Source organism: Halolamina pelagica (assembly GCF_001307315.1).
GTDB lineage: Archaea > Halobacteriota > Halobacteria > Halobacteriales > Haloferacaceae > Halolamina > Halolamina pelagica_B.
The window spans coordinates 1,363,749-1,388,144 of the sequence record NZ_LGUC01000001.1 but is presented as its reverse complement, the minus strand read 5'-3'; the positions used below and the strand labels follow the sequence as shown (position 1 = coordinate 1,388,144).

The window sequence follows — 24,396 nt, the reverse complement described above, 5'->3', positions numbered from 1 at the left end:
GGACGCGCCGGGGTAGCTCAGCTGGCAGAGCGATTCCTTCGTAAGGAATAGGTCGAGGGTTCAAATCCCTCCTCCGGCTCTTCTGTCGAACGAAGTGAGACGAAGAGCGGCACGTGGGATTTGAACCAGGGAGTGAAGCGAGCGTAGCGAGCGGAACGACCGTGGTTCAGAATCCCTCCTCCGGCTCTCTACTGCTTGTTGAAAACCCTTCAGAGGATCGGGTAGCCCTGTTGCTACCCCGGAGGTGGCCGCATGACCGCGGTCGCTTCCCGCAGTCCAACGCCGCGGCGCAATCGTTCCTCAAGGCAGATGTCGGGCCCGAGAACACGGGCAACCAGAACCGGACGTACTACGAGGTCAGTCACGTCCAGTTCTACTACTGCGAGAACGGCGACGACGACAACAGCGATGGCGACAACGGGAACGGTGGCAACGGCGACGACAACCACCACGACAACTGCTGGCCGAACTCGACGACGCTGTACATCGGGTTCTCGTGGGAGTTCCCCTTCGAGGTCGGCAACGAAATCCAGACCGACGAGGTCCGGTTCGACCTGCAGTTCCACGCCCAGCAGTGCCGCCACAACGACGATCCGCCGAACCCCTACGCGGAGTAGCCGGATCGCCGCGGGTTTCGCCGCCGGAGCGGCGACGAGCCCCTACCCGACGACCGGCGGCCGCTCCACGGCCACGTAGTCCTCGAACACGCGCGCGCCGTCTCGGAGCGCAACGACTTCGACGGCGTCGGGGGTCGCACCCTCGGGGATCCCCCACGCCGCGGTCATCGTCCCCGTGGCCCCGGGTTCGACCGAACCCGTACTCGAGACGCCGTCGATGGTCTCGCCGTCGCGCAGGCGCACGTGGCGCGAACGGAGCTCGACCGTCGCGTCGGTGTCGTTCTCGACCTCGACGCCCAAGACGTACGTCCGGGACGACTCCCCCGTACGGATCTCCGAGGTGGTGATCGTCTCGGTCGCCGCGGTCTCGGACAGCAGTTCGTCACCGACGCCGACCGCGCCGGGACGGTCCGTCGGCGTGGCCGTCCCCGTCTCCGTCGGCTCCTCGTCGTCGCCACTGAGGAGCTCGTCGTCGATGATGTTCGCAAACGTCAGCACTTCGACGACGACGGGGATGCCGAACGCGATCAGGGCGATCCAGCGGATCAGCCGACGCCGGTCGATATCCTCGTCGTCGTCAGGCGGCGCCGTCGGCTCCTCGGCGTCCGTCGATACGTCGTCGTCAGTAGGTGAGTTACTCATAGAGAGCGGGAGGGAGAGTCGCTACGCCGGGACCGGGAGACTACCGGGCGAGAGCAGTCCGTCGGCGACCATGTCGAACAGCGGGATCCCGTACGCGAGCAGCACCAGCGCGATCGCGATCGCGGTCCAGAGCTTCAGGTTGTCGAGCACGCGCGGCGACTCCTCGGGCCCAGAGAGCGGCTCGGGGATCGAGCCGTTGACGCGGAGTCGGCTGTTGGGCTTCCCGAGCGCCCAGGTGCCGGCCATCACGGCGAGGAACATCATCGCGCCGAGGAACAGCAGCGTGCCCCCGATGGCGATCTGGAGTCGCATCTCCCCGACCGTCCCGACGACGGCGTCGAAGGTGACCTGGTCGTACTGAGGTTCGGCGGTGCGCCGGGGGATGCCGGCGAGGCCGCCGCGGTGCATCGCGTTCGACATCAGCACCATCCCGACGAACCAGACGAACGGCTGGATCGCCGCCAGTCCGCGGAACTGCAGGCGCTTCCCCGTAAGCTGGGGCACCAGCCAGTAGGCGATGGCCATCAGCGTCAGTGCGTAGGCCGTCCCCACGGTGAGGTGGAAGTGGCCGGGCACCCAGATGGTGTTGTGGATGAGGTAGTTGATGTTCATCCCGGCGTTGATCATGCCGGAGAAGCCGCCGGCGGCGAACATGATCCCCGCGAGGGCGACGCCGGAGAACTCCGGGCGCTCCCACGGGAGATCCTTGAGCCAGGCTAAGTAGCCTCTCGCGCCACCCTGCCGCGCGCCGTGTTCCATGCTCGCGACGACGGTGAACAGCGTCAGGAGCGACGGCAACAGCAGGAACATCGTGTTGGTCATCGCGACCAACTTGTAGCCCGACGCGATCCCGGGGTCGGTGTACTGGTGGTGGAACCCGACCGGCGTCGACAGCAGCAGGAACAGCACGAACGTCACCCGTGCGAGCGGGTCACTGAACAGCCGGCCGCCGGAGAGCTTCGGCAGCACGGTGTACCAGACGACGTACGCCGGCAGCAGCCAGAAGTACACTACGGGGTGGCCGAAGTACCAGAACAGCGTCCGGGTCAGCAGCGGGTCGACCTGACTGATGAGGCCGAGCGACCACGGGATGAGGAAGAACACCACCTCGATGGCCACGCCCGCAGAGGAGAGGTACCACATCAGCATCGTCGTCATCACCATGAACGACTGCAGCGGGATGCGGGCGTCCGGGTTCTGCGAGCGCCACTTGCGGTACTGGAGGAACCAGTCGAAGCCCGCGCCCCAGGAGCCGACGATCAGCAGCGCGGCGCCGATGTAGAACAGCGGGTGGGCCTCGAGCGGCGCGTAGAACGTGTACAGCACGTCCGCACTCGCCGGGATCGCGTCGAACAGCCCCGCGACGATCGTCCCCGCGGCGAGCAGGGTACCGATCGTCATCGTCCAGAGCCAGCCCTGCGTCAGCCGCCGGTTCGTCGGCGAGACGCCGAGACTGCGGGTGTTCGCCCAGTGGAACAGCCCCGCGATCCCGAACGTGGTGAACACCAGCGCCAGCAGCACGCCGTGCCCGGTCAGGATCGTGTAGTAGTCCGCCGACGGGATGATCCGCAGCGTGTTCGTCCGGTGCAGTGCCTGAATCAGGCCGAACAGCGCGCCGACGCCGAACGCCGCGAAGGCGATCCAGAGACAGATGCGGGCGGTCCGGGCTGCCTCGGGGAACCGGTCGACGAACGCCAGTCGGCGGCGCGTGCCGTCCTCGGTTTCGACGTACTCCTGCTCGGTCTCGAACCCCGTCTCGCTGCCGTGTTCAGTAGCCATCAGTTCTCACCTCCCTCGAACTCCGACTGCTCGACGACGACCACCTTGCCCTCCATCGTGTGGTGGCCGCTGCCGCAGTACTCGTGGCAGACGATACCGTGCTCGCCGGTCTCCTCGAACGTGACGGAGAACTCCGCGACCTGCCCGGGGATCACCATCGTGTTCACGTTCGTCCCCGCGAGGTTGAACCCGTGAGTCACGTCGGGCGAGGTGACGTGGAACGATATCTCCTCGCCGGCCGGCACCCGGATCGGCTCCGAAGTGCCCGGCTGGAAGAGGTACTGGCGCGCGACGACGTACACGTCGACGCCGTCCTCGGTGTCGTACACACCGGGCTCGCGGAAGTTATCGGTCTGTTCGTAGTTCCCGTCGGCGATAACCGAAGGCTCGACGGTGCCGCCACTGTCGTCGACCATCGCGATCCCGGGACCGACTGCGCCGTAGATGATGGTCCCGATGAACGCGACGATCAGGACGAGCGATGCGCCGAACCAGAGTCTCTCAAATCGATGAACGTGCATAGTTAGCCAGTGATCGTGGGACCGCCGATGAACTCGACGAAGTACATGAACACCCACAGCAGGGCGATCAGGACGAAGTAGCCCGCGACCAGTGCGCCCGTACCGATCGGGTCGTACTCGCTACCGATCTCCTCGACCGGCTCCTGATCGACTGCCTCGGTGGACTGCTCGCCGACGTACGCCTGTTCCTCGCTCGCGTGATCGCGGTACGCCGCGTAGGACTCGGCGCCGAGGACGGTCGTCACCGCGACCCCGAGGCTCCCGCCGATCACGAGCGCGAACCACCCGATGAAGTCCGAGGGGACGGGGATCATCCCGCCGCCACCCGTCTCGCCTTCGGCAGGGGCCTCCTCGCCACCATCGCCGTCGCCGCCACCGCCGCCGCTGATGTCGCCGACGACGATCGCTGCCTTCATCCCGAGTGCCTCGTGGGGGATACAGACGTACTTGTACACACCCTCCTCCTCGAACGTGTGACTGAACGTGTGGCCGGCTTCGCCGACGAGTTCGGACTCGAAGGAGCCGTCCTCGGCGACGACGTTGTGCGATCCGCCTCTGCCGGTCCACTCCCAGACGACGGTCGTCCCCGGGTCGATCCGGACTGCTGGCGGGCCGAACCCGTACGGCTGGCCCCCGTTGTCGACGCCGACTTGGACGGTGACCTCGTCGTTCCCGCGCTCGTCGACGGTGCCGTCGTAGTTGTCGACGTCGTCGAACCAGCCGTCGTAGTCCGGTTCGGAGACGCCGCCACCACCGCTGCCGCCGCTGCCGCCGACGACGATGGCGCCTTTCATCCCGAGTGCCTCGTGGGGATGCAGACGTACTTGAAGGTCCCCTCTTCCTCGAACGTGTGACTGAACGTGTGACCGGCTTCGCCGACGAGCTCGGACTCGAAGGATCCGTCCTCGGCGACGACGTTGTGCGATCCGCCTCTGCCGGTCCACTCCCAGACGACAGTTGCTCCCGGATCGATTCTGACTGCCGGCGGGCCGAACCCGTACGGCTGACCCCCGTTGTCGACGCCGACCTCGACGGTCACCTCGGACTGCCCCGTGCGGTCGACGACGCCGTCGTAGTTGTCCACGTCGTCGAACCAGCCGTCGAACTCAGTCGACTGCGCAGCCGCCGGCGCAGTCGCGCCGAGGAGCGCTCCCGTCGCAACCGTACCACCGGCGGCGAGGAGCCGTCGCCGTGTCGGCCGTGGCTGTCTGTCCCTGTTCCGTACCATGGGGCGGCCTTATCTCCCAACCCATTAACCGATCCCGGCAGTTCCCACAGGGTAGGAATCGGCACAGGGCAGTAGATACCCCAGCGCGTATCGACCCCCAATGTCTGCACGGAAGTTAATCGCCATCGGACTCGCGGCGCTGATCCCGGTCTGGGTGTACGCACTCGGCGTCAGTGGCGGCGTCGTCGTCGGTCTCGCGTCGACGACGTGTGTGCTCCTGGCGCTGGCAGCGCTGTACATGATGTTCGGCCCCACGAGACGACCGAGCCCAGCGGCGTCTGAACGATGCCCACTCGTGGTGGTGGTAGCGGTATCCGAGTCGTGAGGCCGACGCCATGAGCGACGACTGTACGCTCTGTGGCCTCACGACGCCGCCGCAGCCGGTGACCGACGACGAGATCGACGGCGAGTACTGCTGTCGGGGCTGTCTCGAAGTCGCCCGGAGCCTGGACGATCCGGCGGCGGTCGACGCCGACGACGCCCGCGAGTCGGTCCGCGAGGTGGCGCAGTCAGTGCCCGAGGACGCCGAAACGGCCTACCTCCAGGTCGACGGGATGCACTGTGCGAGCTGTGAGGCGTTCCTCGAAGGCCGGGCGGCCAGCAGCGACGGCGTCGCCGCGGCGGACGCGAACTTCCCCGCGGACGCGATGCGGATCCAGTACGATGCCGACACGACCGACCCGAGCGAGGTCGCCGACGCTGTCTCGGGCGTCGGCTATCGCGCCGAACTGACCACCACGGACGGTAGCCCCGGCGACGACGACGGGACGGTCGGTCGCCTCATCGTCGGCGGCTTCTTCGGGATGATGGCGATGCTGTGGTACATCCTCTTTCTGTACCCCGTCTACTTCGGGCTCCCGCCGGACGCGCTGCTGTTCGACCTCCGCGACGGCTCCGGACGGTTCCTCCTCGCGAACGTCTGGCTCTCGGCGACGGTCGTGCTGGGGTACACCGGCGCCCCACTCCTCCGCGGCGCCTACGTCGCCGTCAGGACGCGCCAGCCCAACATGGATCTCTTGGTCGCGCTCGCGGCGACGACGGCGTACCTCTACAGCGCGCTCGCGGTGGCGTCCGGCCGGGTTGAGGTGTACTTCGACGTGACGATCGTCGTCATCATGGCCGTCACCGTCGGGAGCTACTACGAGGAGCGGATCAAGCAGCACGCGGTCGGCGAACTCACCGATCTCACCCGCGATCGCGTCTCGGAGGCCCGGGTCCGGACAGCCGATGGAACCGAGACCGTGCCGGTCGAGGCCGTCGAGGGCGGCGACGAACTGGTCGTCCGCGCGGGCGAGCGTGTCCCGGTCGACGGCGAAGTGCTCGAGGGGACCGCCGCCGTCGACGAGTCGCTCGTCACCGGCGAGTCGCTGCCCGTTCGACGCCGGCAGGGTGACGATCTCCGCGGCGGGACCGTCGTCTCCGACGGCCGTATCGTGATCCGGGCCGCCGACGGCGCCGAGCGGACGCTCGATCGCGTGGTCTCGCTGCTCTGGGACGTGCGCGGCGAGGGCGCCCCCAGCGGCTGGCCGACGCGCTCGCGACGGTGTTCGTCCCGCTGGTGCTCGTCCTCGGCGTGACGGCGTTCGGCGCACACCTCCTGCTCGGCGCCTCGCTCACCGAGGCGCTGCTGACGGGGCTGGCGGTCCTCGTCGTCTCCTGTCCCTGCGCGCTCGGGCTGGCGACGCCGCTGGCGATCGCCGCGGGCACGCGCTCGCTGCTCGAAGACGGCGTCGTCCTGACAGACGGGAGCGCAGTCGAGACCGCGAAACAGGTCGACGTGGTCGCACTGGACAAGACCGGGACGCTCACGACTGGGGAGATGGCGCTGCACGCCGTCGAGACCGCCGACGGGAGCGACCGCGAGACCGTGCTGGGCCACGCCGCGGCGGTCGAAGCCCGTTCGGACCACCCAGTCGCCGCGCCGATCGTCGAGGCTGCCGACGACGCCGACACGGCGGTCGGCCCGGACACGACGGTGACCGACTACGAAACCCATCCCGGCCGCGGCGTCGCCGGCCGTGTCGCGGGCAAGAAGCGGGTCACGGTGGGCGACGAATCGCTGTTCGCGGACGCCGCGATCCCCGACAGTCTCAGCGAGCGCTACGCGAGCGCGGAATCGTCCGGGCGGCTCGCTGCCTACGTGGGCTGGAACGACCGCGTCCACGGGGTGCTCGTCGCGGGCGACGATCCGCGGCCCGGCTGGCGGGAAGCGGTCGAACGCCTCAGCGAGGACCGCCGCGTCGTCGTCCTCACCGGTGACGAGGGGCCCGCCGCCGACCGGTTCCGCGACGTGCCCGGCATCGACGAGGTGTACGCCGGCCTGCCCCCGGCGGCCAAGACTGAGACGGTCCGGCGGCTCAGTTCGGAGGGCACCGTCGCGATGGTCGGCGACGGCAGCAACGACGCCCCCGCGCTGGCGGCGGCAGATCTGGGCATCGCGGTCGCCTCCGGCACGGAGCTCGCCGCCGACGCCGCGGACGCGGTGCTCGTGGGGCGTGACCTCTCGGCGGTCGACCGCGCGCTCGCGACGCTCGCGGCCACGCGCCGGCGGGTTCGCGAGAACCTCGCCTGGGCGTTCCTCTACAACGCGGTCGCCGTGCCGGCGGCCGTTTTGGGCGTGATCACGCCACTGATCGCCGCCGTGGCGATGGCGGCCTCGAGCCTGCTGGTGGTCGGCAACACGACCCGACCGCTCGGCCCGGATGCGGGGAGCGACGACGCGGCGACCCGGACCGAGCCGCGACGGCCGACGCCGGACGCGGTGACCGACGGCGGCGCCGATGTGGACGATGCCGAAACGGATGATGCCGACCCGAGTGATGCCGAAGCGAGCGACGGGGGTGAGCGCCGGTGAGCCGCACCCTCAGCGCGCCGGCGTGGTCGGTCCCGGCCCCGGTCCGGACCGCGGTGCTGGCAGTCGGGATCCAGTCGGCGCTGGCGCTGCCGTATCTCGTGTGGACCGGCGCCGGGCTGACGGCGCCGACGATGCTCGCGGTGCCGTTCGTCTGGATCACTGTCGCCGTCGTCGCGGTCCGCCACGCGCACCGGCCGGCGGTCGGCCGAACGAGTCGGTGGGTCGCCGGCGGGATCGGCGTCGCCTACGCGGTCGGCCTCGCGTGGCTAACCGGAACGATCGGGACCGCGATGAACGCCGGCCGTAACGCCGACCTCGTGTTGCTGCCACCCGGTTGGGGGCCGCTGCTCCGGTACAGCGGCGTGGACGTCGCGCTCACGCTGATCCCCTACCGCGTGGTCGGGATCGTCGCGCTGGGGTATCTGGTCTCGCTCGCGCTTCGGGACGTGGTCGACGAGGGGCTCTCTGCGGGTCTCGGGGGCTCATCGCGCTCGGGTCGTGTGCGAGCTGTGCGCTACCGCTGGTCGCCAGCATCGCAGGCGCGCTCGGCGGCGCGGGGCTGGGCGTCGGCGCGGCGCCGACGATCGGCGGCGGGACGTACCTGCTCGGGACGGCCGCGTTCGTGCTGTCGGCGTGGCTGCTCGCCGCGCGCCCGCTCAGACGCTACACCTGGCGGTAGACGCCCGACATCGTCGTCTCCTCGACGGTCAGGCTCACGGTGTCGCCCTCGGCGGCGCCGTCACGAGCGACGATCGTCACCGGCTCGATCGGTTTCCGGCGGAGCATCGCCCACGCGAGTTCGAAGATCGACGGGTGGCCGCCGCGCCGACAGACCAGGACGTGGCGGGCGTCCGCGAGCGACTGCAGCTCCGGATCGAGATCGTGCTCGCCGAGCTCCGCGGGCGGGATCGCGTAGAGCACCTCTCCTTCGATACGCTCAGTCACAGTCGTCACAGGGGCCCGAGTCGAAAGGCGGTGTCGGTCGCGGGCGTCATCCGACCGCGAGCTGGCGCCGATCCCCTCAGTCGCTGCGGGGTTCCAGCGCCTCAACCATCGCGTCGCCGACGACGTTGAACGCGAACACCGTCGCCGACAGGAGGAGCAGCGGGATGCCCGCGAGCCACCACGCGGCGGGCAGGCCGACGGTGAACAGCGAGCTGTAGATCAGCTGGCCCCACGAGAAGTTCGAGGGGTCGCCCAGCGTCGTCGTCCCCGTCGACACCGGGACCTGGATGAACGCGATGCTCGCCTCGACCAGGATGAACAGCGGGATCTGGAGGGTGACGTTCGAGAGCACCGCCGGCAGGACGTTGGGCAGGAGATGCCGGCCCAGGAGCCGTCGGTCGCCGACGCCGCCGAGGCGGGCCGCTTGTGCGTACTGCTCGCTCTGTCGCACCCGGAGTTCGTCACGCACCAGCCGGGCGAGCCCGCCCCAGCCGACGAGACCGAGCGCACCGATCAGGATGCGGAGCCGGCCCTCGACGAGCCAGTAGAACAGCACGAAGTAGATCAACACGGCGGGGAACGACTGGAGCTGTTCGGCCAGCCACATCAGCGCCGCCTCGACCCGGCCGCCGAACCGGACCGCCGCGACGCCGACACCGACGCCGGCCGGGACCACCAGCGTCGCCGCGCCGAGGGCGACGCTCAGGCTCGTCCGCGTCGCCAGCACCAGCAACGCGATCAGGTCCTTGCCGTCGATCGCGGTCGTGCCGAGCGGGTACTGCCACGTGCCGTGACACCGGCCGTCGACGACCTCGCCCGCACAGGAGGGGACGTACATCACGTCGATGCTGCCCCACACCGGCGGCTGCGAGGAGTACAGCACGTTCACTTCGGGCTCGATCGCGACGAGCGGGCCGAACAGCCCGATGCCCACGAACGCCGTCAGGAACGCCAGACACGCGACGGCGACGCGGTTCGTCCGGAACTGGCCCCAGTAGTGGGCGATCTGGTCGGGCGCGTTCAGCAGCGCCGCCAGCGCCAGCGAGCCGAACGTGTACAGTCCGAGCACCAGCAGCCAGTCGAGGCCGTCCATCGCGATCGGAACGCCGTCGACGGCGAGGTAGTCGTACCCGAACACCGCGAGGAGGACGACGCCCCCGGCGGGCAGCCACCGGGGGACTGCCGGTACGCCTGCCTCGGCATCGAACTCGTCCCAATCGACGGTCGCGAAACGCCCGGCGTCCGGAGGGGAGGGATCGCTCATTGCGGGGGGACTACCCCGACCAGTGGTCAGCAAGAACTAATAAGTTGTGACTGTGTGTCATTATCAATCCGCAGATGGCTCTCCCTCCACGCCAGTCGACCGCACCGAGTTCGCACACCAATGGATGGCGATCAGGCAGCCCAGATGCGTAGCCTCCTCCTCGCGCTCGGCCGCCGAGTCGGCCGCGTGGCGGTGACGCTGTGGGTCGTGTTCACCGGCGTGTTCCTCGCGCTGGCGTACGTGCCGAACCCCCACACCGCGACGGAAGCGTACCAGCCACGGCTGCTCTACGGGATCTACCGGGAGCCGCGGTTCGCGGCGCAGTCGGAGCCGCTGGTCGCCCAGTACGTCGACTGGCTGGGCCGGGTCGTGACCCTGAACCTGGGCCAGATGGGCGTCGGCGAACGGGCGGTCGTCGTCCGCGAGGTCGTCGCCGAGGCGGTGACGGTCACGCTGATCCACCTCGTGCCCGCGATGCTGCTCGCGATCGTGCTAGGGACGCTGATCCAACTGCTCGCCGTCGCCGTCGAGTACGGCGACGCCAGCGCAAAAACCAAACTGTTCGGCGCGGCCGCCATCTCGGTTCCGGTGTTCCTGGTCGCCTACGTCCTCCAGATCTACCTGCCGGGGTTCGTGATCGAGACCTCCGGCCAGATCACGGATCTGGGGTACGACGAGTCCACGGGCCCGTTCTCCCCGGCGAACCTCCGCGCAGCGGTCTGGCCCAGCGTGACGATGGGGCTGTACCTGTTCGCGATCCAGTTCCGGGCGGCCGGGACGGATCTGGAGCAGTACGCTGACGAGCCGTTCGTCAAGACCGCTCGCGCGAAAGGCGTCGGCCTGCTGGGGATCTGCCGGCACGTGTTCCCCACTCGGCTGCCCGCCTGCTGACCGTCCTGACCTCCGAGATGCTCGGGATCGTGCTCGTGGGGCTGTACGCCGTCGAGTGGGTCACCAAAACGCCCGGCTTCGGCGCACTCACGATCGACGCCGCCGGGAGCCGCGGCCCGGGGCTGATCTTCGCCGCGGTGTTGCTCCCCGTGCTGGTGGTCACCGTCGTCAACACGGCCCGAGAGACGTACTACGCGCTGTTCGACCCCCGGGTGGAGAGCGGCTAATCGCTGCGGGGCTCCAGCGCGTCGACCATCGCGTCGCCGACGACGTTGAACGCGAACACCGTCAGGAACAGCAGGGCGATCGGGAACCCCGCGAGCCACCACGCCGCGGGCGCGCCGACGGAGAACAGCGCGTTGTAGATCTGCTCGCCCCACGAGAAGTTCGTCGGGTCACCCAGCGTCGTCGTGCCGCCCGCCAGCGCGATCACGATGAAGGAGACCGACACCTCGATCAGCACGAACAGCGGTACCTGGAGGGTGACGTTCGTCAGTACCGAGGGCGCGATGTTGGGCAGCAGGTGCCGACCGAGGAGGCGCCGGTCGTCGACGCCGCCGAGCCGGGCGGCTTGGACGTACTGCTCGCTGCGCCGGACCCGGATCTCGTTTCTGACGAGGCGGGCGAGCCCACCCCAGCTGACGAACCCAAGCACGGCGATCAGCAGGCGGAGCCGCCCCTCGACCATCCAGAAAAAGAGCAGGAAGTAGATCAGGATGGCGGGGAACGTCTGGAGCTGTTCGGCCAGCCACATCAACACCGTCTCGACGCGGCCGCCGATCGACTCGGCGGCGACGCCGACGCCGACGCCCGTCGGGACGACGATCGCCGCGGCCCCGAGGACGACGCTCAGGCTGGTCCGCGTCCCGAGCACCAGCAGCGTCACTACGTCCTTCCCCGCGATCGCGTTGGTGCCCAGCGGGAAGTCCCACGTCCCCTGACACCGACCGTCGACGATCGGCCCGTAACAGCGCGGGACGTACATGGCGTCGATGCTGCCCCACACCGGCGGTTGCGAGGAGTAGAGGATGTGCAGCCGCGGGTCGTTGAAGAAGAAAGGGCCGAACAGGCCGACCAGGAAAAACAGCGCGAGATACCCCACCGCGGCGACGGCGAGGCGGTCCTGGCGGAACTGCGCCCAGTAGGTGCCGATCTGCTCGGGGCTCTGGCTCACCGGGATCACGACCAGCGAGCCGAGGACGAACAGCCCCGCGATCAACAGCCAGTCGAGGCCGGTGATCGCGAGGGGGATCCCCTCGGCGGTGAAGTAGTCGTAGGCGAACGCGACGATCAGCAGGGCGGCCGTCGCCGGCAGCCACCGGGGGATGCCGACTGTCGAGTCGGCGGCGTCGAACTTGCCCCAGTCGATGCTCTCGAACCGATCAGTGTCCGTGGAGGGCTCGTCACTCATCGAAGCGGTGTCTAATTCGTCGTGAGCCGACACGACTAATAGCTTGGGTGTTTCCAACACGGAACAGATGCCCCGCCCGCAGCGGTCCCCCCTCCCGATGCCCACACATCGAGCCGACTCCCGTCGACGCCACACCGATGGATAACGCCCTCACACTCCTCCGACGCGGGGGCGTGCGGTGCTCTCGATGGTGATCGCCTTCGTCGTCGCCTTCCTGGCGATGGCGTTCACGAAGAACCCCAACGCCACCCCGATGGGGTACGTCCCGCGGTCGTTCGTCTCGACGTACTCGGAGCCACGCTTCGCCGCACAGGCCGAGCCACTGTTCGCACAGTTCAGCGAGTGGGCCGTCCGCCTGCTCACGCTCGATCTGGGGCAGGTGGAGACAACCGGGGAGACCGCCTCCATCACCTCGCTGCTGGTCGACTCGATCGTGGTCACCCTCATCTACCTGCTTCCGGCGGCGATCATCGCTATCGTCGCCGGGACGGTCATCCAACTGCTCGCCGTCGCCGTCGAGCGCCGCGATCTCACCAAGAAGACGACGCTGCTGGGTGCGGCCGCGGTCGCGACCCCGGTGTTCCTGTTGGCGTACCTCGTCCACCTCTACCTCCCGGTGTTCGTGTTCCGGCTGGCCGGCCAGCTCGTCGAATTGGGGTACGACACCCGTGAGGGCCCGTTCTCGACGCGGAACCTCCGGGCGGCGCTGTGGCCGTTCCTCACGATGACGTTCTACCTGTTCGCGATCCAGCTGCGGGCGGCCGGGACGGATCTGGAGCAGTACGCCGGCGAGCCGTTCGTCAAGACCGCTCGCGCGAAAGGCGTCGGCCTGCTGGGGATCTGCCGGCACGTGTTCCCTCACTCCGCGGCCCGCCTGCTGACGGTGCTCTCCTCGGAGATGCTCGGGATCGTGCTGGTCGGGATGTACGCCGTCGAGTGGGTCACCCGCACGCCAGGCTTCGGGACGCTGACGATCGACGCCGTGGGGAGCCGAATCCCCGGCCTGATCTTCGGCGTGGTCCTCCTTCCGGTCGCGCTCGTCGTCGGGGTGAACTTCCTCCAGGACGCCTATTACGCGCTGGTCGACCCGCGGGTCGATCGCGTCGAGTAGTCAGCGCTCGCGGTCCGGATCCTCGCGATCTCGGTCGGACGCTTCGAGGCCGTCAGTCCGGCTCGGCGCGTCCCAGACCGGGCCCCGGTCGTCGGATTGGGGAGCGTCGTTGTCGTCGGTCTGCTCGTCAACCGGCTGCCCGTCCGCCTCGGTGTCGACTGCTTCCCCGTCGTCGGAGTCAAGGGGGCCTGTCTCTCCATCGCCGGGTTCCTGGCCCTGTATCTCCCCGTCTGCGGATTTCTGGGCCCGTGCCTCGCCATCGACGGCGGCGTAGTTGTCGCGGTAGCGCCCCAGCTTCCGGTAGAGGAGGTAGAAGAGCGTCCCGTCGAAGGCGACGACGAAGAGCAGGTACCACCAGCTCGGGGGCGAGAACAGCGCCGGAACGTAGGTGACCGTCGTGTTGTAGGCGCCGTGGAGCACCACCGCGATCAACAGCCCCTTCACGACGATCGGCCCGCGGTGCTCGCGATTGAACTTCGCCAAGCCGAGGTAGTAGCCCGCCCACGCGGAGTAGATGACGTGACCCGGCCCCGCGAGCGCTCGCGAGGTCGCCGTGCCGATCGCGGCGCCGACCGCCTGGGTGGCGCCGGCCTCCTGTGCCCGCAGGAACCCCTGGACGACGTACAGCGTGTTCTCGATGGTCGCAAAGCCCAGGCCGGCGACGGCGCCGTACACCGCGCCGTCGATCACGGCGTCGAACTCCGGCCGCCGGTAGCCGTGTAGGCGGACCGCGAGCCACTTCACCGTCTCCTCGACCGGCGCGACGACGAGGAAGTAGAACAGCCCGAGCCCCACCAACGGGATCATCCGGAACGTGTCCTGAAGCAGCGTGTTCGCCGTCGCCGCGAAGCTGGCGAACAGCACCGAGAGCACGAACGTGACCGCCAGCGTGTCGAGTGGCTCTTTCTCGACCACGTCCTGGCGCCAGACGAACGCGACGAGCACGAACGCGGGGATCGCCGACAGCAGGGCGACCAGGCCGACGGTCGGGTTCTGGCTCGCCAGCCAAACGACGCCGCCGATCTGGAGCAGGAACACGAACGCCGCGAGCAGGACGATCGAAAGCCGCGCGCCCCCCGCGAGCGCGCTGTGGAGGCGGACGGCCGTTCGATCGAGGAGGGTCCGTGGCTCCCACGTCGCGATGTCGTAGAGGTCCCGCCCGTCGGCGGCGCCCTCCTCGACGGGGTCTGTGTCGCTCATACACACCCTGAAACCCCGAGGCACGTATTCCTTGCCGCCGTGTCACGCGCCCGCCGATGGACACCGCTTTGGGTCGCGCTGCCCCAGACCCGAGCATGCTTACCTTCATCGGACTGGGACTCTACGACGAGCGGTCGATCACCGTCGAGGGTCGCGAGGCGCTCGCTGCGGCCGATCGCGCGTTCGCGGAGTTCTACACCAGCCGCCTCGTCGGGACGACCGTCGCGGAGTTGGAGGCGTTCCACGACATCGAGATCGACGTGCGCGACCGCGCGGGCGTCGAGCGCGATCCGGGGCCGATCCTCGACGCCGCCGAGGACGACCACGTCGCCTTCCTCACCGCGGGGGACACGATGATCTCGACGACACACGTGGATCTGCGCCTGCGTGCCCACGAGCGCGGGATCGAGACCCGCGTGATCCACGGCGTCTCCGCCCAGTCGGCGGCGGCGGGGCTCACGGGGCTGCAGAACTACCGGTTCGGGAAGGCGACGACGCTGCCGTTCCCGGGCGCACACGGCGGCGGCGACGTGCCCGACAGCGTGATCGAGACGATCGAGGCGAACCGTGAGCGGGACCTGCATACGCTTGTGTACCTCGACATCAAAGTCGATGACCCCACGGCCGACGCCGCGGGGCTCGGCGAGGACGAGCGCTACATGACCGGCGACTACGCCGCCGACCTGCTCGGGGAGAACTGGGCCGACGAACTCGGGGTCGTCGTCGCCCGGGCGGGGAGCCCGGAGCCGGTCGTCGCGGCCGATCGGCTCTCGGAACTCGCGACACGAGCGTTCGGCGGGCCGCTCCACCTGCTCGTCGTACCGGCCGAGCCGCACCACCTGGAAGCTGAGGCGCTCGAAGCGCTGGCCGGCGCGCCGGCGGAGCTGCTGGCCGACAGCTAAGTCGCTCGTCAGTCGTCGCCGGACCCCTGCAGCTGTGACGCCGCCTGGCTGCGGGGCAGATCCAGCGTGTTCGAGAGGTCGTACTCCTCGTTGGTCACCATGTACAGCACGTCCTCGATGATCGTGAGGATCTCCGGGAGCTCGCGGACCACGAGGTAGGTGACGCCGACCAGCGCCATCACCGCCAGCAGTTGGCTGATGATGCGGTCCGAGACGTACCAGGAGACGCGGTAGGGGTCAGTGCCCCGAACATCGTCAACACGAGATCAGGGTAGACGTGGAGGAGCTGCTGACCGAAGGTGATCCCGATGAACGTGGTACGGACGAGGTTCAGCCCGTAGATCACTGGGACGGCGACGCTCAGCGCGCGGAGTTTCCGGCGCAGCGGCGCGCGGACGGCGGCGATGAGCCCAGCGAAGATGGCGATGCTGCCCAGCCCCGTACACGCGAGCACGACGGAGAAGTGGAGGATCTGCCCGTCGCTGGCGACGAACTCGTAGGTGTTCTGGTACCCCTGTGGGCCCGTGATGAGTTCGGGGTGGGCGCCGAAGAAGTCCATCAGCCAGCCCGTCTGGGTCGTAACGATCTCGATCAGCACCTGCCGCGGCGCGGGGATCCGGAGCCCGGCGATCTCGACGGCCGGAATCGTCTCGAAGGGGAGGTAGATCAGCCCCATGATCGCGGTCGCCCGCGAGAGCACGAACAGGGTGTCCCGGCCCTGCCAGAGCAGGTAGCCCGCATAGAGGCTTGCGGGGACGGCGATCAGCGCCAGCACGCCCTCGACGTAGCTCTTGTGGACGAACGCGAAGTGTGGGAAAAGCAGCAGCCAGAACAGCGCGAACAGCCCCCACGCACCGGTGGAGACGCGACGCGCGTGCTCGAGGCGGCGGCGTCCGGCGCCGACGACGGCCGCGAGCGACCCGTCGGGGGCGTCGCCCCGGCGGGCGGTGAGTTCCAGCACCGCGCCGAGGACGAACGCGCCGATGACGACCCACGCGAGTACGTCGGTCACGTTCAGCAGCCACGGCGGGACAGCGTCTGCGATACCGGCCATACCGGAGGGAGTCGGTCCGCGGGTAAATCCCTTGCCGTTGGACACATCGACGGCGGAGAGCCGTCGCTATCCGGTGTCGCGTTCGAAAGAAGTGAAAGCGGGAATACCGGCGCGAAGCCGGTGGTTAGCTACTGGGAGTCGCGAGAGTCAGTTACTCTCGGCGACCGGCCAGCAGCGCAGCGGCGAGGAGTGCGACCAGCGCGACAGCGACGCCGAAGCCGGGCGTCGTCGTCGTGGTGGTGTCGTCCTCGGGCGTCTCAGTCGGCTCGTCCGTTTCCGGAGCGTCGGTCTCCGTCGGCTCCGGCGTTGCCGTCTCAGTCGGCTCCGGCGTTGCCGTCTCAGTCGGCTCCGGCGTCGCCGTAGCCGTCGGCGTCGCCTCGGTCGTGCTCTCGACGACCATACCGTCAGCGTCGAAGTAGCTGCCTGCACTCACGCTGAAGGTGTCGTTGACGGACTGCTCGTCGAAGTCCATCGTGATGTTCCAACTACCGTCAGCCTGGACCGTGGCGGTCGGGTTGTTGTAGAACCGCGGCGAGGTGTCCTCCGTACTCTGGACGGTCACCTGAATCTCGGTGCCCGGCGCGAGCGTGGACGTACCCGAGATCGTCTGGTTCGTCGCGGCTTCGACTTCGACCGGCGTCGAGTCGAGGGAGGCCGTACCTTCAACGACCTCGAAGGTCGCTTCCACGGACTCGTGGTCCTCACCAACGAGCTTCTCGTCTTTGACCGTGAAGTTGGCCGTGTACTCTTCGTCGGCGTCAGCCGAGTAGCCGGTCTCGCCACCGCGCTTGAACGCGTCAGTGCTCGTGTCGAGCGCGATGTAGTAGGAGTCGTTCTCCGCGTCGGCGATCAGTGCGATCTCGTCGTCAGCCAGAGCCGTCCCAATGTCGAGCTGCTTGGGGTCGCGGTTCTGGCGCGTAGTCTCCTCGGTCTGGTTGACCGTGACGTTGAGCACGTCGTTGGTGATCGCAGTCTCGAGGTCACCCTGGGACTCGACGAGGCCTTCGAGGCCAGTCGCCGAGACCTGGTGAACGACCCAGTCGCCCGAAGCGATCGTGGAGTCCTGCGTCACGTCGTCGAGGAGCGAGTCAGCCCCGGTCGAAGCGGGCGCCGTCCACAGCTGCATGCTGTCGGTCGAGCGCTCGCCGATCGAGAGCGAACTGAACGAGGACTCATCGTTCTCGAAGACGTCCGTGCCGTTCGTGTAGTGGCCCTGAACGGTGGCAAGATCGTAGCCACCCTGAGCGAGCAGGTCGCCAGAGGCCAGTTCGGTGCTGCCGGAAGCCAGCGTCGCGCTGTCCTCACCCGCAGCAGTCACGATCGTCTCGGAAGTGTCACCAGCCGTGTACGTGTTGAACTGGACGACGACCTCGCCATCCTCGTCCTCGTCAACGAAGGTCACGTTGGCCTGGTAGCCCGACTGGCTGTTCTGACCGATGACCAGCGAACCGTCGGTTGTACCCGTCACGTCGAGGGTGATGTTCACTACGTCACCCTGCGGGACGCTGTAGGTGTTCTCGGCGAAGGAGACGGCACCTTCAGCAGCCGCGGAGACGTTCACGTCGGTCGTCGTCTCGACGCCCGTGTTCACGTCAGTCGCGACGACAGAGTAGTTACCGGCGTCTTGCGTACCGAGGTCGAAGTCGGCGTTACCGGCCGATCCGAGTCGGACCTCGTCGGTCGCGACGACATCATCGTCACTGTCAAGCAGTTCGACATCGACCGGGCGGTCGAAGTCGTCGGCCTGGACAGTTCCGGTGATGTTAGTTTCATCGTTGACATCATCAGCATCGACGGTCAGACCCAGGCTACTAAGCTCGATATTCGCGTTGATCGAGCCATCGTCCTGCGTGTCTACCTGAATGAGACCATTGCTGAGGTCGTCCGTATCGATCACGAAGACCTGACTGCCCGTGCCGGACGCGAACCGTGAGGTGTATTCCCCACTGAAGTCGAAGGTCGCGTCAGTCGAGTATGCCTTGACAGCAACGTTCGATCCGAGGTACGCAGAGGTATTCCCCGGATCAGAGTTCTGGTTCGAGGCATCGACGGTCACCGGCGCGTTGGTGGCGTCAACAGTCACGTCGTCGCTACCCGTGACTAGGGAACTGTCAACAGTAACGTTATCTACGTTAGAAACCAGGCGATCAACCTGAAGCTCAACACGGTTTGTCTGCGGGGCACTTGCACCGGAAACGGTCAGCGTCGAACCGTTTGCAAGATTGACCGTGAAGTCTTCAGCAGCCGGGGTTTCTTTGGGCGCAGTGTCGAACGCGACCTCAACGATCGGATCAACGTTATCCGTCGTAGTGTCGTTGTTGTAGTGCGTTGCTTCCAGCACGCCCGTGGAAGCCGTATTGATGTTCAGGTCAGCTTCAGTCGAAGTTGCCGTGCTCTGAGGCTCGACAACAATCTCACCAGTGTAAGTACCCGTGCCACTTGGGTTCTGGAACTGGGAGTTCTGGACCGTGAACGTGATGGTGTCACCCGCGCTCGGACTCACCGAGTCCGAGAGCGAGAAGGTCAGCGTCTTTCCGTTGTTACTTCGCGAAACTGTGGAGACGCTTTCAGATGTCCCGGCAACATCCACGGTCACGTCCGACGAGGAGATGTCAGACGCGAATCCGTTGTCAAAGTTATTAGCTCCGGTGAACGTGATCCGGAACTGCTGCATACTGTCCGGGTCTTCACTACTTACGGTGAACGATGCATCTAGGTTCGTGTCCGCGTTTGCCTCGTCAGAGGCAGGAGTAAACGAACCTGAATTAGCCGCAGCAGCAGTCCCGGCGAACGCAACGGTGCCAGCGAAGACGCTGAACACCATCAGCGCAGCCAGAACGATGCTGCGGATCTTGTCTGAGTTGTCTGTCATTGTTGTGTTAGGGTTCTGCACTGCAAGCGGCGGCGCCAACTTCCACGCCGAAGTGAACGGCGATACTCGCTGTTGCCACCATGGGTAGGGGTGTCTGAAACATACGCACCTCGTTATAAATGTCTTGTGGGTAGTCGAGTGGCGTGTTACACCGTCACAACCCCGGGAACGGCCGCGAGAGCCGTCCTCGCCCGACACCCCGGTTAAGTACTTTCTGCCGGTCCACCCCCTCCTTTATCCGTGCCGTCGGGAGAGCGGGTCGTCGACGCCGATGCAGCGCTCGCCCGCGTGACCACGCACGAAGAACCAAAGATAGGGAACGAGCGACCGCTACTCCGTCACGACTTCGACTTCGTGGCCGTCGAAGGCCCTTGTGAACGAGAAGGGGACCCCTCGTTTGGCAACTTCGTGGACCGACATAGCGAGTGCGGAGGGGCCGAACCCTTATGCGGAAACGCTGCTAAAGGGAGGTATGGGAATCATCGCTGGACGCGTGGAACCCTTCATCAGCGGGCGAGACCCCGACGAGCCGCGGGATGAGCCACTCGGAACACGGCTGCGCGGTCGGTTCGCAGAACTGGATGTCGACTCCGTCGACGCCGTTCGGGAGATCCGGGAGTCCTAATGCGGCTGTTTCTGGATACTAATGTGTTCGTCGCGGCGTTGACGGACGAACCAGGCCGCGGCGAGTTCGCGACACGTCTGCTCAACCGTACTGACGAGTACGAACTCCATACGTCACTACTGAATCTGATGGAGATCAGGACAGTACTGACGAAAAAGAAATCCGCCGACCTGAACGCGGCGAACGACGCGATAGACGAGATCGTCTACGATGCGGAGATCACCATCCCAGACGCGTCCGACGTGATGAACGCCAACGAGAGACAGAACGAAACACTTCACTACCCGATGGACGCGATCATCGCGTCGCTTGCCGACGGTGCCGACGCCGAACTCGTCACGTTCGACGGGGAGATGCTCGACCACGTCGGTCGATCCCCGGAGGACGTACTCGAAGAACTAGACGACAGTTCCTGAACGGCAGGCCCGGGAGTTCGCTTACTCCGTCACGACTTCGACTTCGTGGCCGTCGAAGGTCTTCGTGAAGGCGTAGTTGTAGTCACACGATTCGGGATCGCGGTATTCCTCGGCCTCCCGGGTCATCAGCGTGCCCCAGAACTCCTCGAGGTCCTCGCACTCCACCGCCAGGTGCCCCAAGCGTCGCCGAGGTCGTACGTGCGCCCGTCGTAGTTGTACGTGAGCTCGACGGCCATCGCCTCCTCGGCGGCGTCCTCGGGCGCGAGGAAGTAGTTCGCGAACGTGTCGGCCTCCCACCGCCCGGTCGTCTCGTACCCCATCTTTCGGGTCCACCAGCCGAGCGAGGCGTCGGCGTCCTCGACGCGAATCATCGTGTGATCGATGCTCCAGCGGGCGCCGTGGTCGCGCTCGACGATCTCGATCTCGTGGCCGTCGGGGTCCTTGACGAACGCGTAGCCGGGGTTGTCCTCGGGCCGGCGGTAGTCTTCGACGCCCTCGTCCATCAGCTCGTAGTACGCCTCGTTCACGTCCTCGACGCGGACGGCGATGTGGCCCCAGGCGTCGCCCATCTCGTAGGAGCGCCCGTCGTGGTTGTAGGTGAGCTCCAGCAGCGCGCCGTCCTCGTGGACGTCCTCGGGCCCGAGGAAGACGTTGGTGAAGGTGTCGGCCTCCCAGCGACCTTTCTCCTCGTAGTCGAGGTGGGTGGTGTACCACTCCAGCGACTCCTCCAGGTCCTCGACCCGCATCATCACGTGATCCAGCGTGTGGCTCATACGTTCGTGGTTGGGTTCGACGGAGCGAAAAGGCTACCGGAGACGGCGGTTTCCTGCCGTGATTGGCTGGGCAGAGTACGGAGCTTGGTGGTGGCACCGTGGCGTCGACGGCCGGGCACGGGACGAGGGTGGCTCTGCACAGTCACGGCGTCGAGCGTCGTGGTGGCGGCACGGAGGCCGCCGCAGGTCACGCGCCGTGGGTGGCTCTGCACAGTCACGGCGTCAAGCTCCGTCGCGGCGACACGGAGGTCGCCACAGGTCACGCGCCGTGATGGGCTCTGCACAGTCACGGCGTCAAGCTCCATCGCGGCGACACGGAGGTCGCCGCCGGTCGCTCGCCGTGACTGGCCTTGAAGGAACAGCTTTAACGACGCCCACGGCGGATTTTCGCCCGATGGGACTCGAGGAGGAGATCGAAGAACTCCGCGAGGAGATCGCCGAGACGCCCTACAACAAGTCCACGGAGGCACACATCGGGCGGCTGAAGGCGAAGCTCGCGGAGAAAAAGGAGAAGCTGGAGAACCAGTCCTCCTCCGGCGGCGGCCACGGCTACGCCGTCGAGAAGACCGGCGACGCCACCGTCGCCCTCGTCGGGTTCCCCAGCGTCGGCAAGTCGACGCTGATCAACGCCCTGACCAACGCCGAGTCGAAGACCGGCGAGTACGAGTTCACCACGCTCGACGTGAACCCCGGGATGCTGAAACACCGCGGCGCGAACATCCAGATCCTCGACGTGCCGGGGCTGATCGAGGGCGCCGCCAGCGGCCGCGGCGGCGGCCAGGAGGTGCTCTCGGTCGTCCGGACGGCGGATCTGGTCGTGTTCGTGCTCTCGGTGTTCGAGATCGACCAGTACGAACGACTCTCCGAGGAGCTGTACAAGAACAAGATCCGGCTCGACACCGAGCCCGCGAGCGTCTCGATCACCAAATCGCACACTGGCGGCCTCCAGGTCACCACCAGCGACTCGGTGAGCATGGACGAGGAGACGATCAAGGACGTGCTCCGCGAGCACGGCTACGTCAACGCCGAGGTGACCGTCCGCGGCGACCCCTCCATCGACGAACTCATCGACGCGATCATGGACAACCGCGTCTACCTCCCCTCGATCGTGACGGTCAACAAAGCCGACCTGATCGACCCCGGCTACCTCCCCACCGTCAAAGACGACCTCCGGGAGCACGACATCGACCCCGAGGACGCGATCTTCATCTCCGCCGTCGAGGAGAAGGGGCTTGACGGCCTCAAAGAGGAGATCTGGGAGGAGCTGGGCCTGATCCGCGTCTACATGGACAAGCCCGGCCGCGGCGTCGACTACGAGGAACCGTTGGTCCTGCCGCCCGAGTCCACCGTCGAGGACGCCTGCCTCGACATCGGCGGCGACGAGTTCTTGAACCGGTTCCGCTTCGCCCGCGTGCGCGGGGATTCGGCGAAGCACGACGACCAGCAGGTCGGACTGGAGCACGAACTCGCCGACGAGGACGAACTCCGCATCATCGTCCGGAAGTAGCCGCGTCGACGGCGCGCCGTGACACCTGCCGCCAGTGGTTCCAAAGCAGTTATGCCGAGCGCGAATGAGTGACACACACTCGCGATGGACCCGCTCCTTCTGGCCCACGTCGCCCTCTTCGGCGTCTCCGGTGTCGCGTGTCTGCTGAGCCTCCCGCGAGCGTTCCGGATCAAGCACCCGGGCACGCGACAGGGGCTCGTCGCCCTCCTGCTTGCGGTGGTGCTGTGGTCGCTTGGCTACGTCGGCTATCTGGTCGCCCCGACCGACAGCCTGCGATTGACCTCCTACACCATCGGGTTCATCTTCGCGTTCGTCGCCGTCGCGGCGTGGACGTACTTCTGTGCCGCCTACACCGGTCGCCGCCCGCGGCAGGCGCCGTACCGCTGGAGCATGGTCGGCGTGTTCCTCCTGTTCGTCCTCCTGAAACTGACGAACCCGCTCCACAATCTCTACTTCACGACCGCGTGGACCACAGATCCGTTCCCCCACCTCGCGATCCAGCACGGCATCCTCTACTGGGTCACGCTGGGGCTGTCCTACGCAGTCATCGCCGTCGGCTTCTTCATGCTGCTCGAGCGGTTCTACCACACCGGAACCGACAGCCGGCCGCTGATCACGCTCGCGACCGTGACGGGCGTGCCGGCGGTCGTGACCATCTTCGGCGACCAGATCGACTGGCTGCTCCCGCTGATGTACGAGCCGCCTGGCGTCGCCGTCTTCGCCGTCGGGACGCTGTTCGTCTACGTGCGTCGGTTCGAGGCCGTCCAGCTCACCGGGGGAGCGACGCCCCCGCCGTCTTCCTCGACCGCGATGAGCGCGTGCGGGACTTCAACCAGGCCGCGGCCACGCTGTTCCCGGCGCTCCAGAACTCGATCGGCCAACCCGTCGACACCGTCGATCCCGAGTTCGCTGCTCGACTCGACGATCCGGGGGTGTTCGCGACCGGCCCGGAAGACGAACGGCACTACTACCAGCTGTCTGTCTCCCCGTTCACCACCGGCGGCGTCACGACTGGACAGTTGGTGACGATCGCCGACGTGACCGAACAGGAGGCGTATCGTCGGCGTCTCGAAGAGAAAACCGAACAGCTCGAGGCGCTGAACCGCGTCGTCCGCCACGACATCCGGAACGACATGGCCGTGATCCGTGGCTGGGCCGAGACGCTGCCGCCCCACGTCGACGACTCCGGACAGGAGGCGCTGGACCGTGTGCTTCGGAAATCCGAACACGTGATCGAGCTCACCGAAACCGCCCGCGAGTTCGTCGAGTCGCTCTCGGGCGAACAGACCCCGGACCTGGGGGCGACTGATCTCCGACGCCACCTCGAGACGGAACTGGAGGCCGTCCGCGAGACCCACCCCGACGCCGAATGCCGCCTCGACGGCGATATCCCGACCGTGTCGGTGCAGGGCAACGAGATGCTCTCCTCGGTGTTCCGGAACCTGCTCGAGAACGCCGTCCGGCACAACGACTCGGACTCGCCGGAAGTCACCGTCGAGGCCATCGAGGACGCCGATACCGTCCGGGTGCGGGTCGCCGACAACGGCCCGGGCGTGCCCGACGACGAAAAAGAGCGGATCTTCGGCAAGGGGGAGAAGGGGCTCGACAGCCCCGGATCCGGGATCGGGCTCTACCTCGTCCACACATTAACCCAGCAGTTCGGTGGCGACGTTCGCGTCGAGGACAACGACCCGCGAGGGGCGGTGTTCGTCGTCGAACTGCCGAAAGCCGACCCAGCCGAGACCACGGCGACCGCGTAGCGGCGGCCCGCCGCCTCACCCGGG

21 protein-coding genes, 1 tRNA gene and 5 pseudogenes are annotated in these 24,396 nt (G+C 67.2%); 15 read left to right on the top strand and 12 right to left on the bottom strand.

Annotated features, from left to right (window positions below; translation table 11 throughout):
* Nucleotides 1-6 precede the first annotated feature (6 nt).
* A tRNA-Thr gene (locus SY89_RS07300) sits at nt 7-79 on the top strand.
* A gap of 151 nt (nt 80-230) precedes the next feature.
* Nucleotides 231-617 carry a hypothetical protein gene (locus SY89_RS07295; protein ID WP_054583708.1) on the top strand — a complete coding sequence of 129 codons (387 nt, stop codon included), beginning with the start codon at nt 231-233 and terminating at the stop codon, nt 615-617.
* A 42-nt stretch (nt 618-659) separates the two neighbouring features.
* On the opposite strand, the gene SY89_RS07290 is transcribed toward SY89_RS07295, so the two are convergent.
* From SY89_RS07290 to SY89_RS19840, 4 genes and pseudogenes are all read right to left on the bottom strand, one after another.
* Nucleotides 660-1,259 (bottom strand): hypothetical protein, encoded by a 600-nt coding sequence (locus tag SY89_RS07290; protein WP_054583707.1) that lies wholly within the window; start codon nt 1,257-1,259, stop codon nt 660-662.
* A gap of 21 nt (nt 1,260-1,280) precedes the next feature.
* Nucleotides 1,281-2,957 (bottom strand): b(o/a)3-type cytochrome-c oxidase subunit 1, encoded by a 1,677-nt coding sequence (locus tag SY89_RS07285; protein WP_054584686.1) that lies wholly within the window; start codon nt 2,955-2,957, stop codon nt 1,281-1,283.
* A gap of 80 nt (nt 2,958-3,037) precedes the next feature.
* Nucleotides 3,038-3,559, bottom strand: coding sequence for a cytochrome c oxidase subunit II (locus tag SY89_RS07280; RefSeq protein ID WP_054583706.1), 522 nt, complete (start codon nt 3,557-3,559; stop codon nt 3,038-3,040).
* 368 nt (nt 3,560-3,927) lie between these two features.
* Nucleotides 3,928-4,787: pseudogene (locus tag SY89_RS19840) on the bottom strand (halocyanin domain-containing protein); the annotation flags it as partial.
* Between the two features lie 100 nt (nt 4,788-4,887).
* On the opposite strand from SY89_RS19840, the gene SY89_RS07270 reads away from it, so the two are divergent.
* The 4 genes and pseudogenes from SY89_RS07270 to SY89_RS19830 all read left to right on the top strand — a co-directional run bounded on the left by SY89_RS07270 (nt 4,888) and on the right by SY89_RS19830 (nt 8,320).
* On the top strand, nt 4,888-5,112 hold the full coding sequence (locus SY89_RS07270; RefSeq protein WP_054583705.1) for a hypothetical protein: 225 nt from the start codon (nt 4,888-4,890) through the stop codon (nt 5,110-5,112).
* A gap of 10 nt (nt 5,113-5,122) precedes the next feature.
* Nucleotides 5,123-7,548 (top strand): annotated as a pseudogene (locus SY89_RS18235) (heavy metal translocating P-type ATPase); the annotation flags it as partial.
* A gap of 89 nt (nt 7,549-7,637) precedes the next feature.
* A pseudogene (locus SY89_RS19835) lies at nt 7,638-8,108 on the top strand (DUF7546 family protein); the annotation flags it as partial.
* Nucleotides 8,109-8,125: 17 nt separating this feature from the next.
* On the top strand, nt 8,126-8,320 hold the full coding sequence (locus SY89_RS19830; RefSeq protein WP_463467455.1) for a DUF7546 family protein: 195 nt from the start codon (nt 8,126-8,128) through the stop codon (nt 8,318-8,320).
* Here the strand turns inward: SY89_RS19830 and SY89_RS07260 are convergent.
* Together SY89_RS07260 and SY89_RS07255 are read right to left on the bottom strand one after the other, a co-directional pair.
* Nucleotides 8,305-8,586: a DUF7526 family protein gene (locus SY89_RS07260; protein WP_054583704.1), complete on the bottom strand. Its 282-nt coding sequence runs from the start codon at nt 8,584-8,586 to the stop codon at nt 8,305-8,307. The two genes, SY89_RS19830 and SY89_RS07260, sit on opposite strands and share 16 nt — an antisense overlap.
* A gap of 76 nt (nt 8,587-8,662) precedes the next feature.
* Complete coding sequence (locus tag SY89_RS07255) at nt 8,663-9,850, bottom strand: ABC transporter permease (protein WP_054583703.1); 1,188 nt, start codon at nt 9,848-9,850, stop codon at nt 8,663-8,665.
* Nucleotides 9,851-9,970: 120 nt separating this feature from the next.
* On the opposite strand from SY89_RS07255, the gene SY89_RS07250 reads away from it, so the two are divergent.
* Nucleotides 9,971-10,741 carry an ABC transporter permease family protein gene (locus SY89_RS07250; RefSeq protein ID WP_054583702.1) on the top strand — a complete coding sequence of 257 codons (771 nt, stop codon included), beginning with the start codon at nt 9,971-9,973 and terminating at the stop codon, nt 10,739-10,741.
* Nucleotides 10,742-10,758: 17 nt separating this feature from the next.
* The gene (locus SY89_RS07245) at nt 10,759-10,968 is read left to right on the top strand and encodes an ABC transporter permease subunit (protein ID WP_054583701.1); all 210 of its coding nucleotides are present in this window, start codon (nt 10,759-10,761) and stop codon (nt 10,966-10,968) included.
* On the opposite strand, the gene SY89_RS07240 is transcribed toward SY89_RS07245, so the two are convergent.
* Entirely contained in the window at nt 10,965-12,152 is a 1,188-nt protein-coding gene (locus tag SY89_RS07240) for an ABC transporter permease (protein WP_054583700.1), read from the bottom strand. The two genes, SY89_RS07245 and SY89_RS07240, sit on opposite strands and share 4 nt — an antisense overlap.
* A 187-nt stretch (nt 12,153-12,339) precedes the next feature.
* On the opposite strand from SY89_RS07240, the gene SY89_RS07235 reads away from it, so the two are divergent.
* On the top strand, nt 12,340-13,263 hold the full coding sequence (locus SY89_RS07235) for an ABC transporter permease subunit (RefSeq protein WP_239685646.1): 924 nt from the start codon (nt 12,340-12,342) through the stop codon (nt 13,261-13,263).
* On the opposite strand, the gene SY89_RS07230 is transcribed toward SY89_RS07235, so the two are convergent.
* Entirely contained in the window at nt 13,264-14,463 is a 1,200-nt protein-coding gene (locus tag SY89_RS07230) for a PrsW family intramembrane metalloprotease (protein WP_080506629.1), read from the bottom strand. It lies immediately after the preceding gene.
* A gap of 95 nt (nt 14,464-14,558) precedes the next feature.
* Between SY89_RS07230 and dph5 the strand changes: the two genes are divergently transcribed.
* Nucleotides 14,559-15,365, top strand: coding sequence for a diphthine synthase (dph5, locus tag SY89_RS07225; protein WP_054583698.1), 807 nt, complete (start codon nt 14,559-14,561; stop codon nt 15,363-15,365).
* Nucleotides 15,366-15,373: 8 nt separating this feature from the next.
* Here dph5 and artA read toward each other — a convergent pair.
* Together artA and SY89_RS07215 are read right to left on the bottom strand one after the other, a co-directional pair.
* Nucleotides 15,374-16,419, bottom strand: a pseudogene (artA, locus tag SY89_RS07220) (archaeosortase A).
* 151 nt (nt 16,420-16,570) lie between these two features.
* Nucleotides 16,571-19,291, bottom strand: coding sequence for a DUF7827 domain-containing protein (locus tag SY89_RS07215; protein WP_080506628.1), 2,721 nt, complete (start codon nt 19,289-19,291; stop codon nt 16,571-16,573).
* A gap of 472 nt (nt 19,292-19,763) precedes the next feature.
* Between SY89_RS07215 and SY89_RS17175 the strand changes: the two genes are divergently transcribed.
* Complete coding sequence (locus SY89_RS17175) at nt 19,764-19,916, top strand: hypothetical protein (RefSeq protein WP_189319127.1); 153 nt, start codon at nt 19,764-19,766, stop codon at nt 19,914-19,916.
* On the top strand, nt 19,916-20,332 hold the full coding sequence (locus tag SY89_RS07210) for a type II toxin-antitoxin system VapC family toxin (RefSeq protein ID WP_054583696.1): 417 nt from the start codon (nt 19,916-19,918) through the stop codon (nt 20,330-20,332). The genes SY89_RS17175 and SY89_RS07210 overlap by 1 nt, the downstream gene beginning before the upstream one ends.
* Nucleotides 20,333-20,353: 21 nt before the next feature.
* Here the strand turns inward: SY89_RS07210 and SY89_RS07205 are convergent.
* Both SY89_RS07205 and SY89_RS17170 read right to left on the bottom strand, forming a co-directional pair.
* Nucleotides 20,354-21,105: pseudogene (locus tag SY89_RS07205) on the bottom strand (VOC family protein).
* A complete protein-coding gene (locus SY89_RS17170) occupies nt 21,102-21,410 on the bottom strand; it encodes a hypothetical protein (RefSeq protein WP_189319126.1) in 309 nt (102 codons plus the stop codon). The pseudogene SY89_RS07205 and the gene SY89_RS17170 overlap by 4 nt, the downstream one beginning before the upstream one ends.
* Nucleotides 21,411-21,499: 89 nt before the next feature.
* Here SY89_RS17170 and SY89_RS07200 point away from each other — a divergent pair, with 89 nt between their 5' ends.
* The 3 genes from SY89_RS07200 (at nt 21,500) to SY89_RS18225 (ending at nt 24,372) form a co-directional block, all read left to right on the top strand.
* Complete coding sequence (locus SY89_RS07200; protein WP_054583695.1) at nt 21,500-22,612, top strand: OBG GTPase family GTP-binding protein; 1,113 nt, start codon at nt 21,500-21,502, stop codon at nt 22,610-22,612.
* 84 nt (nt 22,613-22,696) lie between these two features.
* Nucleotides 22,697-23,638, top strand: a complete 942-nt coding sequence (locus SY89_RS18230) for a histidine kinase N-terminal 7TM domain-containing protein (protein ID WP_239685537.1) — start codon at nt 22,697-22,699, stop codon at nt 23,636-23,638.
* Entirely contained in the window at nt 23,545-24,372 is an 828-nt protein-coding gene (locus SY89_RS18225; protein WP_239685536.1) for a sensor histidine kinase, read from the top strand. The genes SY89_RS18230 and SY89_RS18225 overlap by 94 nt, the downstream gene beginning before the upstream one ends.
* Nucleotides 24,373-24,396 lie beyond the last annotated feature (24 nt).

What these genes read in the sequence shown, in the direction of transcription:
- SY89_RS07230 (WP_080506629.1), bottom strand. Translation starts at nt 14,463, where the DNA reads ATGAGCGACACAGACCCCGTCGAGGAGGGCGCCGCCGACGGGCGGGAC.
- SY89_RS17170 (WP_189319126.1), bottom strand. Translation starts at nt 21,410, where the DNA reads ATGGAGCTTGACGCCGTGACTGTGCAGAGCCCATCACGGCGCGTGACC.
- SY89_RS07200 (WP_054583695.1), top strand. Translation starts at nt 21,500, where the DNA reads ATGGGACTCGAGGAGGAGATCGAAGAACTCCGCGAGGAGATCGCCGAG.
- SY89_RS07280 (WP_054583706.1), bottom strand. Translation starts at nt 3,559, where the DNA reads ATGCACGTTCATCGATTTGAGAGACTCTGGTTCGGCGCATCGCTCGTC.
- SY89_RS07270 (WP_054583705.1), top strand. Translation starts at nt 4,888, where the DNA reads ATGTCTGCACGGAAGTTAATCGCCATCGGACTCGCGGCGCTGATCCCG.
- SY89_RS07210 (WP_054583696.1), top strand. Translation starts at nt 19,916, where the DNA reads ATGCGGCTGTTTCTGGATACTAATGTGTTCGTCGCGGCGTTGACGGAC.
- SY89_RS07235 (WP_239685646.1), top strand. Translation starts at nt 12,340, where the DNA reads ATGGTGATCGCCTTCGTCGTCGCCTTCCTGGCGATGGCGTTCACGAAG.
- SY89_RS17175 (WP_189319127.1), top strand. Translation starts at nt 19,764, where the DNA reads ATGGGAATCATCGCTGGACGCGTGGAACCCTTCATCAGCGGGCGAGAC.
- SY89_RS07290 (WP_054583707.1), bottom strand. Translation starts at nt 1,259, where the DNA reads ATGAGTAACTCACCTACTGACGACGACGTATCGACGGACGCCGAGGAG.
- SY89_RS07245 (WP_054583701.1), top strand. Translation starts at nt 10,759, where the DNA reads ATGCTCGGGATCGTGCTCGTGGGGCTGTACGCCGTCGAGTGGGTCACC.
- SY89_RS07255 (WP_054583703.1), bottom strand. Translation starts at nt 9,850, where the DNA reads ATGAGCGATCCCTCCCCTCCGGACGCCGGGCGTTTCGCGACCGTCGAT.
- SY89_RS18230 (WP_239685537.1), top strand. Translation starts at nt 22,697, where the DNA reads ATGGACCCGCTCCTTCTGGCCCACGTCGCCCTCTTCGGCGTCTCCGGT.
- dph5 (WP_054583698.1), top strand. Translation starts at nt 14,559, where the DNA reads ATGCTTACCTTCATCGGACTGGGACTCTACGACGAGCGGTCGATCACC.
- SY89_RS07240 (WP_054583700.1), bottom strand. Translation starts at nt 12,152, where the DNA reads ATGAGTGACGAGCCCTCCACGGACACTGATCGGTTCGAGAGCATCGAC.
- SY89_RS07250 (WP_054583702.1), top strand. Translation starts at nt 9,971, where the DNA reads ATGGATGGCGATCAGGCAGCCCAGATGCGTAGCCTCCTCCTCGCGCTC.
- SY89_RS07215 (WP_080506628.1), bottom strand. Translation starts at nt 19,291, where the DNA reads ATGACAGACAACTCAGACAAGATCCGCAGCATCGTTCTGGCTGCGCTG.